6 protein-coding genes are annotated in these 13,112 nt (G+C 63.2%); 1 reads left to right on the top strand and 5 read right to left on the bottom strand.

The window, feature by feature from the left end; translation table 11 throughout:
• Positions 1-121 precede the first annotated feature (121 nt).
• From ACK59Z_RS12200 to ACK59Z_RS12190, 3 genes are all read right to left on the bottom strand, one after another.
• Complete coding sequence (locus ACK59Z_RS12200) at positions 122-883, bottom strand: siderophore-interacting protein (RefSeq protein WP_409293082.1); 762 nt, start codon at positions 881-883, stop codon at positions 122-124.
• Complete coding sequence (locus tag ACK59Z_RS12195) at positions 876-1,421, bottom strand: PadR family transcriptional regulator (RefSeq protein ID WP_003254989.1); 546 nt, start codon at positions 1,419-1,421, stop codon at positions 876-878. Before ACK59Z_RS12195 ends, ACK59Z_RS12200 begins: the two co-directional genes overlap by 8 nt.
• Positions 1,422-1,510: 89 nt before the next feature.
• Complete coding sequence (locus ACK59Z_RS12190) at positions 1,511-4,660, bottom strand: transglycosylase domain-containing protein (RefSeq protein WP_108191769.1); 3,150 nt, start codon at positions 4,658-4,660, stop codon at positions 1,511-1,513.
• Between the two features lie 389 nt (positions 4,661-5,049).
• On the opposite strand from ACK59Z_RS12190, the gene ACK59Z_RS12185 reads away from it, so the two are divergent.
• Positions 5,050-6,468: an amino acid permease gene (locus ACK59Z_RS12185; RefSeq protein WP_003254987.1), complete on the top strand. Its 1,419-nt coding sequence runs from the start codon at positions 5,050-5,052 to the stop codon at positions 6,466-6,468.
• Positions 6,469-6,504: 36 nt separating this feature from the next.
• Here the strand turns inward: ACK59Z_RS12185 and ACK59Z_RS12180 are convergent, their stop codons facing one another.
• Together ACK59Z_RS12180 and ACK59Z_RS12175 are read right to left on the bottom strand one after the other, a co-directional pair.
• Entirely contained in the window at positions 6,505-8,124 is a 1,620-nt protein-coding gene (locus ACK59Z_RS12180; protein WP_108191768.1) for an FMN-binding glutamate synthase family protein, read from the bottom strand.
• A 585-nt stretch (positions 8,125-8,709) separates the two neighbouring features.
• A complete protein-coding gene (locus ACK59Z_RS12175) occupies positions 8,710-12,990 on the bottom strand; it encodes a DEAD/DEAH box helicase (protein ID WP_108191767.1) in 4,281 nt (1,426 codons plus the stop codon).
• Between the last annotated feature and the right edge of the window lie 122 nt (positions 12,991-13,112).

Here is a 13,112-nt window from a genome sequence, read left to right as displayed (position 1 = left end):
GGAGGCCACCCCGCCAGTTTGGATCAGCCCGGCGGTTTGGGTCGACCAACCGAGTTGGGTCCACCCCCAATCAGTGTAGGGGCGGGCTGGCCCGCGAAGCCGGCAGTTCAGGCAATCACGATCACTCGTCGTCAGCAGTCCCGTTGGCCCGCCAGTAGGCTGCAGCCTTTAGCGCGTCTTCCGGCACCCCTTTCTCCAGCAAAAACGCCTTGGCCTGGCGAGTCAGGGCTTTTTCCAGCGCTACCCAGGCATACAGCCGGCCTTGCGGCAAGCTCAGGTTCCGCACCAGCTCCAACAAGTCTTCCCCTTGGCGACGTACCCAGATCACTTCCACCTGCGCCTTGCTTGGCAGCGGCTGGCGCTCATGCTCGTCTTCGATCTGGATCACTGCCAGCACCTGGCGGCCCGCCGGCAACTCCTCCAGCCGACGGCCAATGGCCGGGATGGCAGTTTCATCTCCGATCAGCAGGTAGCTGTCGAAAATATCCGGCACCACCAGCGAGGCCCGTGGCCCTGCGATGTCCAGGGTTTGCCCGGGCGCGGCTTGCGCGGCCCAGGTAGAGGCAGGGCCGTCGCCGTGCAGCACGAAGTCGATGTCCAGCTCATGTGCCACCAGGTCGATGCGCCGTGGTGTGTACTCGCGCATGGTGGGCCGCGCGCCACCGTCCTTGCCCAGATTACGGGCCTCGATGGCCTGTTGTTGCTCCGGCGTTTCGGCGAACAGCAGCTTGATATGGTCGTCGCTGCCCATGCTGGTAAAGCCTTGCAGCTCGGCACCCCCCAGGGTGATGCGGCGCATGCGCGGGGTCAGCTCGGTGACCCGCAGCACCTGCAGACGGCGCTGGCGGATCTCGTGGTTTACGCGGTGAATGGTGTCACTCATGGGGCGTCTCCCTGAAAGGTTCGGTGGGCCCGGAGGCGATGGCCTTGGCGGTATGGTTGAGCAGGTCACGGACCCGTTCGATTTCTTCCACTGTCCAGCGGCCGCTGTGCATGTGCAGTGCATGGCGCAGGTTGCCGACCGCTTCATGAATCTCTGGCGGGCGGTCGTGGCCGCGCAGGGCGCGTTTGCTGACCTCGATGCGCATGCGCACGCCATCCAGGGCTACTGCCTGATCCGCCAAGGCGCTGCGGCCGGCATCGGTGATGGCGTAGAGGCGTTTGCTGCCTTGTACCTGGCCGCTGATCAGTTCGGCCTCTTCGAGGAAGTTCAGCGTGGGGTAGATCACTCCAGGGCTTGGGCTGTAGCTGCCGTCGAACAGATTTTCGATCTGGCGGATCAGGTCGTAACCGTGGCCGGGCTGCTCGGCCAGCAAGTCCAGCATCAGCAGCTTGAGGTCACCCGGGGCGAAGACACGCGGGCCGCGCTCGCCACGGGCGGGGCGCCGCTCGAAGGGATCATGAGGGGGATGTTCGCGCATAAGGATAGGGCTCCGTCGTTTGCGATATATCTTAAGATATTACTCAAGATATATCTAAAGACAAGCCCTTCAATGCTGATGATTATCATCTACTGCGTCGATGTGTTCCCTGTCGGTGGTGGTGTGTGCAGGGCAACCTGTGGCGGCTTGCACTCATTCGGATTGCCAGGCTGCAGGTATGGCATGAGGATCGGTGCCATGCCCTTGAGCACCTGCACTGGCAGCGCCGAAGTAAATTTGAATGCTTCTGCCGTGCGACCCGGCACGAAGGCGGTCAGCGTGCCGAAATGGTTGTCGCCGAGGAAGAACACGAAGGTGGCGGTGCGGTTTAGCGAGCGCGAGCCGATCAGCCGGCCGCCGGCGCCAAAGCTCTCGATTCGGTTGTCGCCGGTACCGGTCTTGCCGCCCATCACCAGTGGGGTGCCGTCCTGCAGCTTGAAGCTGCCGGAAATACGCCGCGCGGTACCTGCATCGACCACTTGCGACATGGCGCCTTTGAGTGCACGCGCCACTTCGACTGGCAGAATTCGCACGCCCCGGTCCGGGTCTGTGATCAACTTGGTCTCGTAGGGTGTGTTGGCTGCGAAGTGCAGGGTGTCGATGCGCAGGGTCGGCAGGCGAACACCGTCGTTCTGGATGATCCCGACCAGTTCGGAGAGGGCAGCGGGGCGGTCGCCGGAGCTGCCGATGGCGGTGGCCAATGAGGGCACCAGGTGGTCGAATGGATAGCCCACGCGTTTCCAGCGTTGGTGGATGTCGAGGAAGGCTTCGATTTCGACCATGGTGCGGATGCGGCTGTCACGGGCGCCCTGGTAGCGGCTCTTGAACAGCCAGCCGTATACCTCCTGGCGTTCGAAACGACTGGCGTTGATCATCTCGGTCAGTGTCGAGCTTGGGTTCTTCAGCAGGTAGCCAAGCAGCCACAGGTCCAGCGGGTGGACCTTGGCGATGTAACCCTGATCAGGCAGGTCGTACTTGCCGGGGCCGTAAGCTGCGTACATCTCTGACAGACGGCCATCGGTCAGTTTGCCCAGCACGGCCTTGTCGCCCTTGAGGTGGGCACGCACGAAGGCGTTGAAGGTTTCCTGGCCTGCCTCGGGGAACAGGTAGCGGTGTACCGCCGCCAACCGCTGCGGGGTCACGCGCATGCTGTCGAGGAAGGTGTCCAGGCGTTGTTGCGAGGTTTTACGCTGGTACTTCTTCCAGAAGCGCATCAGGTAGTTGGTGCCTTCCTTGTCGGCAAAGCGCGCAAGGTACTCCTGGCGGCGCGGGTCGGTATCGTCCTTGAGCAGCGGCACGCGGTTGTACGGCTGCTGGTAAGTCACGTAGCGCACCAGGTCGCGCATCAGGCGGATGAACGGCAGGTTGATCGACTCGCGCAGTGCATCCTTGAGTGTCGGGTTGCGGTTGTTGTCTTCCTTGCGGAAGTTGTTGAACACATGCATCCCGCCACCGGTGAAAAACGCTTCGCCGGTGTTGGCCGAGTACTTGCGCTCGAGCGCGGCGTCGAGCATGGCGTCAAGGCTCTGGTTCTTGCTGTTCTGCGCCAGCCATTCCAGCGACCATTGCGTGATGCGGTCGAGTTCAGCCACTTCGACCTTCTTCAGCTCGGCGGCAGGTTTGCCGGCGTATTTGTCGTGCAGCTCGGCGATAATTTCAAGGTAGGTGGTCAGTACCCGCAGCTTGGCGGTTGAGCCCAGCTCCAGCTTGCTGCCTTCGTTGATGTCGAAGGGCTGGTTGGTGCTGTCGGTCTGCACCCGGACCCGCGAGCCATCGGCGGTGCGTTCGAACAAGGTGAAGCTGTAGCTCACCTGGTCGGTGGTCTTGGCAGTGAGCAGTCGCTCGCCGATCAGGCCGATCTGTGCGGCAAACTCCGGGTCGGCAAGGTTTTTCAGGTACTGGCTGATCTGCAACTGCAGGTCGGCCTGCAAGGTACTGGTGGCTGACAGGTCGAGGCGGTCGAGGTCGTACAGCGGGCGATTGAGCATGGCCGACAGGCGGTTGCGTGCCAGGCTGATGCCCTTGTTGGTAATGATCGGTACGATGGTCGGCTGCGCGACCCAGTCGCGGTACACCGCCTTGCTGGCCAGCGCGGCATCGGCCAGTGGCTGATCGATGACCTTGTTGGCGGCGAGCACGCGGATGTGCGCGTCGGTCAGTTCGGCCAGCTCGACCCGGCCCTTGGACAAGTAGTGTGAGGGGCGGCGTTGGGCAATCATCAGCGACAGCACCTGGCGCAGGGCCAGGCCGCGTGCGGCCATGCTCTCGGGGTCGGTGGCGGTGGCGTTCAGGGCCTGGTTGACCTGGTCGAAGTCGGCGCCGTACCACACCCGCAGGCCCTCGGCCATGCCATGTACCTCACCATGCCCAGGCACAGCCGACAGCGGTACGCTGTTGAGGTAGTCACGCACGATGCGCTGGCGTGCCTCGGTGGTGTCGGGGCCGCCCTGGTAGGCACGCACGCTGGCAGAAATCATCTGCCGGATTTTCTCTGCGCCCGACACCGTCAGGCCGTCGGGTGAGTGGCGATATTTCTCCAGCTGCGTGGCCAGGGTGCTGCCGCCGGCAGACTGGCCGGGCAGGGCCAGGTACTTGGCGACCTGGCTGTAGGCGGCCTTGGCAAAGCGTGGCCAGTCCACTGCCGGGTTGTTACGTGGGTCCTGGGTATCCAGCAGGTCGCGGTTTTCGATGAACAGCAAGCTGTTGACCATCACGGGAGGGATCGCTGCAAAGTCCGGGTACAGGTGCTGGGGGTAGTTGTACTGGTACAGCGTGTCGCCGCGGCAGTCGGTGATCGACAGGCCGGCCTGGATTTTCTCGATATAGGGCGCGAACAGCCCATGATCGACGTAGTTCATCAATGCGGGTGAGAACTTCACCTGTTCGCTGATGAGGTAGTCGCGCTTGAGCAGGCGTGGCAGGAATTCACCCAGGGCGCTATAGCCCAGGCGTTTGTCGAACGGCCCATCACCGGGGTAGATGATGGCATCGCTGGGACCGGGTTGCAGTGAATAGGTCAGTGTACCGGCCAGTTTGCTGAACTCGCGCGATTGCAGTTCGGAGGTACGGAATTCGTCATACGCGGCAACACCTATGGCGACCAGTGCCACCAGCAGGATGAGGATGATCAGCCGCCACCATAGCCGACGCTGACGGGGGGACTTGGGTTGTGGCGTCTCGGCCGGAGGTATCTCGGGTGCTTCCGTTCTGCTTGGTTCCGATTGCCACAGTGCGCCCATAGTCTTCTATCCGGCCAAGTATTTTCGTCTTGCTTGTCTGAAGCTTAGACGTTGAGTGGATAGGGTGAAAAATTTGTAAGAAGAAGGAAAGTGGTGAGGGGCTATGCGGCTTTGGTGTGGGTTCCTTCAACGGACGATGTTGCTATGGTGCCTTGGCGATTTTTGGGGCGTGTAGCCGCCCCAGAGTTCTAGCCAAATTTCTGCATATATACAGTGAAAACTCCTACAACGGTCTTCCTATACTGCTCGCCCCCTTCGCCTTGCCGGGCGCTCTACTCCGGCACACGGGCCGGTCCACAAGGCCAGCCTGGCAAGCCAATGCCACGCCTATCGGCTTGGTCGCGGCGGCACGAAGGTCAAATCCAATAACAAAATGAGGTTGTATTGCTATGCCAGTCGGCAACCACTCTGCCCACGGCCAGGCCACAGAAGGCGGCCCGCTCAAGCGTGAACTGGGCGAACGGCACATCCGCCTGATGGCGCTGGGCGCCTGTATCGGTGTCGGTCTTTTCCTCGGTTCGGCCAAGGCGATCGAAATGGCCGGTCCGGCCATCATGTTGTCCTACATCATCGGCGGCCTGGCCATCCTGGTGATCATGCGCGCCCTTGGTGAAATGGCCGTGCACAACCCCGTCGCCGGCTCGTTCAGCCGTTATGCCCAGGATTATCTCGGCCCATTGGCGGGCTTCCTGACCGGCTGGAACTACTGGTTCCTGTGGCTGGTGACCTGTGTTGCCGAAATCACGGCAGTGGCCATCTACATGGGCATCTGGTTCCCCGACGTTCCGCGCTGGATCTGGGCCCTGGCGGCGCTGGGCAGCATGGGCGCGGTCAACCTGGTGGCGGTGAAGGCTTTTGGTGAGTTCGAGTTCTGGTTCGCGCTGATCAAGATCGTCACCATCATCGCCATGGTGCTTGGCGGCATCGGCATCATTGCCTTCGGCTTTGGCAATGACGGTGTGGCAGTGGGGATCTCCAACCTGTGGAGCAACGGCGGCTTCATGCCCAATGGCGTGACCGGCGTGCTGATGTCGCTGCAGATGGTGATGTTCGCCTATCTGGGTGTGGAAATGATCGGCCTCACCGCCGGTGAAGCACGCAACCCGCAAAAGACCATTCCCCAGGCCATCGGCTCGGTGTTCTGGCGCATCCTGCTGTTCTACGTCGGCGCGTTGTTCGTGATCCTGTCGATTTACCCGTGGAACGAAATCGGCAGCCAGGGCAGCCCGTTCGTCATGACCTTCGAGCGCCTCGGCATCAAGACCGCTGCCGGCATCATCAATTTCGTGGTCATCACGGCGGCGCTTTCGTCGTGCAACGGCGGCATCTTCAGCACCGGGCGCATGCTCTATAGCCTGGCGCAGAACGGCCAGGCGCCGGCGGCCTTTGCCCGCACCTCGAAGAACGGCGTGCCACGCAATGCGCTGCTGCTGTCGATCGGCGCGTTGCTGCTGGGCGTGCTGGCCAACTACCTGGTGCCAGAAAAGGTCTTCGTCTGGGTGACCTCGATCGCCACCTTCGGTGCGATCTGGACCTGGGTGATGATCTTGCTGGCACAGCTGAAGTTCCGTGCCGGCCTTACCACGGCCGAGCGCAAGGCACTGAAGTACCGCATGTGGCTGTGGCCGCTGAGCTCGTATCTGGCACTGGCCTTCCTGGTGCTGGTGGTCGGGCTGATGGCGTACTTCGAGGATACGCGTGTGGCCCTGTACATCGGCCCGGCGTTCCTGGTGTTGCTGACAGTGCTGTATTACACGTTCCGCCTGGCGCCGAAAGACGCACAAGGTGTGACGAGTACCGCCTCCTGACCTGACGTGGGGCCGCTTTGCGGCCCCAGCGTTCTCTCAGGCCGCCACTTCGCTGTGCGGCTCGAAACTGTCCGCCCGGGCCAGTTGCCACATCCGCGAATAGAACTGCCCGTTCACCTCGCCGGTCAGCAGCTCACCTGGCTTCAAAAACACATGCATCTGCGAGAACAGCTTGATCTCGGTGGCTGAAATGCGCCGCACCAGGTGCTTGGCCTCCAGTTGTGCCGGATGCTCCAGGCCGGCCGCCGCCAGCATTTCTGCCAAGGCACGCAACGTGTTGTGATGGAAGTTCAGCACCCGCTGGGCTTTGTCGGGCACCACCAGCGCACGCTGGCGTAGTGGATCTTGCGTGGCCACACCGGTCGGGCACTTGTTGGTATGGCAGCTTTGCGACTGGATGCAGCCGATGGCGAACATGAAGCCCCGTGCCGAGTTGGCCCAGTCGGCGCCAATGGCCAGCACGCTGGCGATGTCGAAGGCGCTGACAATCTTGCCGCTGGCGCCCAGCTTGATCTTGTCGCGCAGGTTCAGGCCGACCAGGGTGTTGTGCACGAACAGCAGGCCTTCACGCAGTGGCACGCCGATATGGTCGGTGAACTCCACGGGCGCTGCGCCGGTGCCGCCTTCCTTGCCATCGACGACGATGAAGTCGGGCAGGATGCCGGTTTCCAGCATGGCCTTGGCGATGCCCATGAATTCCCACGGGTGGCCCAGGCAGAACTTGAACCCCACTGGCTTGCCGCCGGACAGTTCACGCAACTGGGCGATGAACTGCATCATTTCGATCGGTGTCGAGAAGGCGCTGTGGCGCGACGGTGAGATGCAATCCTCGCCCATCAGCACGCCACGGGTTTCGGCAATTTCCTGGGTGACCTTGTGTTTGGGCAGTATGCCGCCATGGCCAGGCTTGGCACCCTGGCTCATCTTGATCTCGATCATGCGCACCTGAGGGCTGCGCGCCTGGGCGGCGAAACGTTCGGGATCGAAGCGCCCATCTGGCGTGCGGCACCCGAAGTAGCCGCTGCCCAGTTCCCACACCAGGTCACCACCGTGCTCGCGATGGTAGGGGCTGATGCTGCCCTCGCCGGTGTCATGGTGGAAATTGCCCAGTTTGGCGCCCTGGTTGAGCGCACGGATGGCATTGGCGCTGAGTGAGCCGAAACTCATGGCCGAAATGTTGAAGATCGACGCGGAGTAAGGCTGGCTGCACTGCGGCCCACCGACGATGACGCGGAAGCTGGCCGGGTCGGCCAGCGGTGCCGGGCGCATGGAGTGGCCGATGAACTCGAAACCGGATTCATATACGTCGATCAGGGTGCCGAAAGGTTTGTCCGAGGCTTCGTTCTTCGCCCGGGCATACACCAGCGAGCGCTGGGCGCGGGAGAAGGGCAGGGCATCGCTGTCGGACTCCAGCAGGTATTGGCGGATTTCCGGGCGAATGGCCTCGACCAGATAGCGGATGTTGCCAAGAACCGGGTAGTTGCGGCGGACGGCGTGGCGCTGCTGCAGCAGGTCGAACAGGCCGACCAGGCTGAGAATGCCTGTGGTCAGGGTGAACGGCCACAACCATTCGTGGCGGCTGAAGGGGAGGCTCGCCAGGGTGAACAGCACACAGGCGGCGAAGAAGGCATAACGACTGAGAAGTGACAGGCTCATACAGGGTCCTTGCGATGGCGCGGTCAGGCTCAGGGCCTGGGGGCAAACCCCGACCATAGCCAAGTTGCCGGGCACTGCAAAATAAAATTGGGGTAGCGAAAATCATTCTCGACCCAAGCCAAATTGCCTGGTCCCAACGCAGATCGGTGGTGGACACACATTGATGATTGGGCGCAGGCCGTCGTAGGCGCGGGTTTACCCGCGAAAGGGCCGGGCCTGCTGGCCAATTTCCACCCGCCGGTCAGCGTTGCTGCCGGTACCGTATTCGCGGGTAAACCCGCTCCTACACCAGATCAGGGGGAGACACACATTGATGATTGGGCGTAGGCCGTCGTAGGCGCGGGTTTACCCGCGAAAGGGCCGGGCCTGCTGGCCAATTTCCACCCGCCGGTCAGCGTTGCTGCCGGTACCGTATTCGCGGGTAAACCCGCTCCTACACCAGATCAGGGTTGGACACACAGTGGTGATTGGGCGCAGGCCGTCGTGTAGGAGCGGGTTTACCCGCGAAAGGGCCGGGCCTGCTGGCCAATTTCCACCCGCCGGTCAGCGTTGCTGCCGGTACCGTATTCGCGGGTAAACCCGCTCCTACAGGGGGGCGCGCAGCAGTTTTTGCCGCCAGCTTTCCTGCTCCTGTGCGGACGCCTCGACCAGATACGCGTAACGCCCGGCCATCCGCACCGCCACCGGTATCCCGTCGCGATACAGAATCCGGTTGCCAATCACTGCCGGCACTTTCGCCCCAGGCAGCAACGAGCCGATCAGGTTCAGCGGGTCACCGGCGCTCACCACCTGCAGCGTTCCGTCCGGTTCACGTCGTCTCACTTGCCGCAGCAATACTACCGCCTCAGGCAAGGCGAACTGTTCACCGGCCAGCCCGGCAATGAAGCGCCCGCCCCGGATCTCGCCACGCGCTTCCAATCGGTGATAGCAGCGCAGCAGCTCACGCCAGGGCGGCAGTACATCACTCTCGCGCGCCAACAGCCGCCAGCAGATCACGCCATAGCGGCGCAGCAGCGTGCGGGCAATGTGCTCCAGGCGCTGGTCGTGATCCGGGGGGGCATCGCTGCGGCGCAGCAGGGCCCAACGTCCGGCATGCGCCATGCTGCTGGAAAGCGGCGGGTGGCCTCGGCGGCTGTTACGTGAGCTGCGCTTGGTTGCAGGCGTGATCAGGCTGCGCAAGCCAGTGAAACTGTCCGCCCCGGCCAGGCCCGAGCCCACCAGCTCCTGCAGTGCAGTTTCCAGTTCACTGGGCAGCAGGTGTGCCTCATGTGCCAGTTCATCGAAGAACAGCGCACCCTGGGTTTTCAGCGCTTCGTGCACACGTTGCGCACGTAGGCCAAGAGCGTCGACAGCAGGTGCGGGCGCCAGGCTGCGCCACGTGTTCAACTGGTCCCGCGGCAGCAACACCAGTGGGGTACTGGTCAACGTGCTGCTCGCCACTGTTGCCGCCAGCCGGCTCCAGGCAAACTGGCCGCTTCGGCAGGCTTCGTCGAGCCAGTGCGGACTGTAGTCTTTGATACGCGCCGGCAGCAGCTCCGCCTCCCAGGCCGCTGCGGCGCTGGGGAACCCTTGTAACTGGCCCAGCACTTCGGCCACCGCCTGCGGACCACGCAGGCGCTCGTCAGGCGCCAGGTGCTGCCAATCGAACAGAAAGCGCATGAAGTCTTGCAGGCTGACCGGTTCGATCTCGCGGCGCAGGCGTTTGACCGTGTAGCGGTGGATGCGCGCCAGCAAGTGGCGTTCGCACCATTGCAGGTCAGTGGCACCTGGGCTGAAATGCCCGCGCAGCACATAGCCTTCGGCTTCCAGGCGGGCCAGCGCCTGTTCGATATCGGTTATCGGTTTGCCCAATGGCGCAGCGATTTGCGCCAGGGTCTGTGGGCCATGGCCGCTCAGGCGGGCGCGCAGCAGTTCGCTCAGTGCGTTGTCGGGCTCGATGGGCTGGTCGAAGCCAGCGAGCCGTTCGAGCGCTGGCTCCCTGTGCGCTGTGGGGTACAGTGCCAGCAGCAGGTTCAGGCGTTCGCGGGCCAACCAGAGCTTGTCATCGGGCAGGCGCAAGGCACGCCCGGCCTTGGCCAGTTGCCTTAGCAGCACATCCCAGCAGGGGTTGGCATCTACCTCGACCTGACCGATGGCCCCCAGGCTCATCAATGCTTCGTGCATTTCGTCGGGATTGGCCGGCTGTGGCCAGGCCTCGGCCGCTACGGCAGCAATGGCATCAGCGTCCAGCGCGCCCAGGTCGTCGCTACTGTGCACGTCGTTCCAGCGCCGGTTGAGTACCGCCTGGGTACGTCGTTCTTCCAGTGGCGCATCGTCCAGAAAGGCATAAGGCCGGGCATTGAGAATCGCTGAAGCCAGCGGCGAGGGGGCGGGCAAATCCCTGCACAGCAAGCGCACTGCACCGCTTTCCATGCGCCGCAGCAGGGCCAGCCAGCCTTCGCTGTCCATTGCCTCGTGCAGGCAATCGTCAAGGGTTTGCTCGACCAGCGGATGGTCGGGAATCTGCCGCTCGCCGACGATGTTTTCCAGGCAGGCGATCTGGTCGGGGAACACGGCGGCAACCAGGTCCTCACTCTTCATGCGCTGGATTTGTGGCGCCACCTTGCGTCCGCCCACAAAGCGCGGCAGTGCCATGGCCACGCCTGCATTCCAGCGCCAGCGCACGCCAAACAGCGGTGCATCGAGCAGGGCCTGGATGAGAATCGGCTCGGCGCTGCGGCTGTTCAGGTAACGCCACACTTCGTCCAGCTCGAAACTGTGGCTGGTCGACAGTGACAGCACGATGGCGTCCTCGCTGGCGGCAGCCTGCAGTTCGAAGTTGAAGGTGCGGCAGAAGCGCTTGCGCAGGGCCAGGCCCCAGGCGCGGTTGATGCGGCTACCGTAGGGTGAATGAATGATCAGTTGGGTCCCGCCGGACTCATCGAAAAAACGTTCCATCACCAGCGTATCCTGCGAGGGCAGGGCGCCAAGCACTTCACGGGTGCGGGCCAGGTAGTCGAGCAACTGGCCCGCACAAGCTTCGTCCAGTTCGAAGGTCGCCTGCAACCAGGCCAGTACCTCCACCGTGTCGCCGTCTGCCTGCGCCAGTTGCTGGTCGATTCGCGCCTGCAGCCGGGCCACGGCGGCAGACAGCTCGTCACTGCGCCCCGGCGCTTCACCCAGCCAGAACGGAATGGTCGGTGGCAGGCCATGAGCATCCTCTACCCGCACCCGGCCCGGCTCGACGCGCAGAATGCGATAGGAGGCGTTGCCCAGCTGGAAAATATCGCCCGCAATGCTTTCCACGGCAAAGTCTTCATTGACGCTGCCGATGTTCAGCGCCTGCGGTTCCAGCAACACGGCGTAGTCGGCGTTGTCGGGGATGGTGCCGCCGCTGGTCAGCGCGGTCAGTTGGCTGCCACGTCGGCCACGCAGCGTGCCGCTCACTGCGTCACGGTGCAAGTAGGCACTGCGCACACCCTGGCGGCCGTTGTAGCCCTCGGCGAGCATGCGCAGCAGGGCCTGGTAATGGTGCTGGTCAAGCTCGGCGTAAGGTGTGGCCTGGCGCAGGCAATCCAGCAGATCCTGTTCGTGCCAGGCCTGGTTGCTGGCTTCTGCGACGATCTGCTGGGCCAGCACATCCAGCGGTGCCCGGGGGATGTGCAGTGCGTCCAGTTCGCCCCGTCGAACGCAGTCAAGCAAGGCAACGCATTCGATCAGGTCATCGCGTGAGGTGGGGAACAGGCGCCCCTTCGGCACACCATCGACCTGGTGTCCAGCGCGGCCAACCCGTTGCAGGAAGCCGGCAATCGAGCCCGGCGAGGCGATCTGGCAGACCAGGTCGATATCGCCGATATCAATGCCAAGCTCCAGCGATGCGGTCGCGACCAGCACCTGGAGCTGGCCGCTCTTGAGCCGCTGCTCCGCATCCAGGCGCAGCGCTTTGGACAGGCTGCCATGGTGTGCGGCAACTGCCTCCTTGCCCAGCCGGTCGCTGAGGTGGCGGGTGATACGTTCGGCCAGGCGCCGGGTATTGACGAATACCAGCGTGGTGCGGTGTTCACGGGCAAGGGTGGCCAAGCGGTCATACACCAGGCCCCAGACATCAGTGGCCATCACCGCCCCCAACGGTACCGGCGGCACTTCGATGGCCAGGTCACGCTTGCGGGCATGGCCGATATCGACAATGGCGCAGGGGCGCCCGTTACCCACCAGGAACTGTGCCACCCGTTCGACCGGGCGTTGTGTAGCGGACAGGCCGATCCGCCGCAGTGGCTTTTTGCACAAGGCTTGCAGGCGTTCCAAGGTCAGTGCCAGATGGGCGCCACGCTTGTTACCGGCCAAGGCATGGATTTCGTCGACGATTACCGTGTGCACATGGGCCAGGCCTTCACGGCCAGACGCCGAGCCCATCAGCACGTAAAGCGATTCGGGGGTCGTCACCAGAATGTGCGGGGCCAGCTTGCGCATGGCGGCGCGTTCCTTCTGCGGAGTATCGCCGGTGCGTACCGCCGTGGTGATGCGTGGGGCGTTCAGGCCTTGCTCTGCAATGGCTTGGCTGATGCCTTCGAGCGGGGCCTGCAGGTTCAGACGAATGTCATTGGACAGGGCCTTCAGAGGTGAAACGTAGATCACCAGTGTCTGTGCGGGCAGTTCGCCCTGGTGCTTCATGCCTTCACGCAGCAGCTCATCTAGCACGGCCAGAAAAGCGCTCAGGGTCTTGCCTGAGCCGGTCGGCGCGGCCAGCAGCATGGATTGCCCGGCGTGGATCAACGGCCAGGCCTGTGCCTGGGCATCGGTGACCGTGGCGAAGCGGCGGCGGAACCAGGTGCTGACGGCAGGGTGGAACAGCTCGAGCACCGGGTGGTGTTTGGCGGGCAGGTTCATGTGTTGTTTATGGAGGGTGTGCAACAGGTTGGCAAGGGGCCGCTCGTCTGCCAGGCCGACACAGGAATGACCGGCCTTGTCAGGCCAATGACCCCATGGGATCCTCGCGGGTCATTTTATTC

It is taken from the genome of Pseudomonas sp. KCJK9058, assembly GCF_046230975.1.
Classification (GTDB): Bacteria; Pseudomonadota; Gammaproteobacteria; order Pseudomonadales; family Pseudomonadaceae; genus Aquipseudomonas; species Aquipseudomonas alloputida.
The sequence above is the reverse complement of the archived record's forward strand: the minus strand, read 5'-3'. Positions and strand labels throughout refer to the sequence as shown.

Coding starts and splice junctions, on each gene's coding strand:
- ACK59Z_RS12200 (WP_409293082.1), bottom strand. CDS start 883: ATGAGTGACACCATTCACCGCGTAAACCACGAGATCCGCCAGCGCCGT.
- ACK59Z_RS12195 (WP_003254989.1), bottom strand. CDS start 1,421: ATGCGCGAACATCCCCCTCATGATCCCTTCGAGCGGCGCCCCGCCCGT.
- ACK59Z_RS12190 (WP_108191769.1), bottom strand. CDS start 4,660: ATGGGCGCACTGTGGCAATCGGAACCAAGCAGAACGGAAGCACCCGAG.
- ACK59Z_RS12185 (WP_003254987.1), top strand. CDS start 5,050: ATGCCAGTCGGCAACCACTCTGCCCACGGCCAGGCCACAGAAGGCGGC.
- ACK59Z_RS12180 (WP_108191768.1), bottom strand. CDS start 8,124: ATGAGCCTGTCACTTCTCAGTCGTTATGCCTTCTTCGCCGCCTGTGTG.
- ACK59Z_RS12175 (WP_108191767.1), bottom strand. CDS start 12,990: ATGAACCTGCCCGCCAAACACCACCCGGTGCTCGAGCTGTTCCACCCT.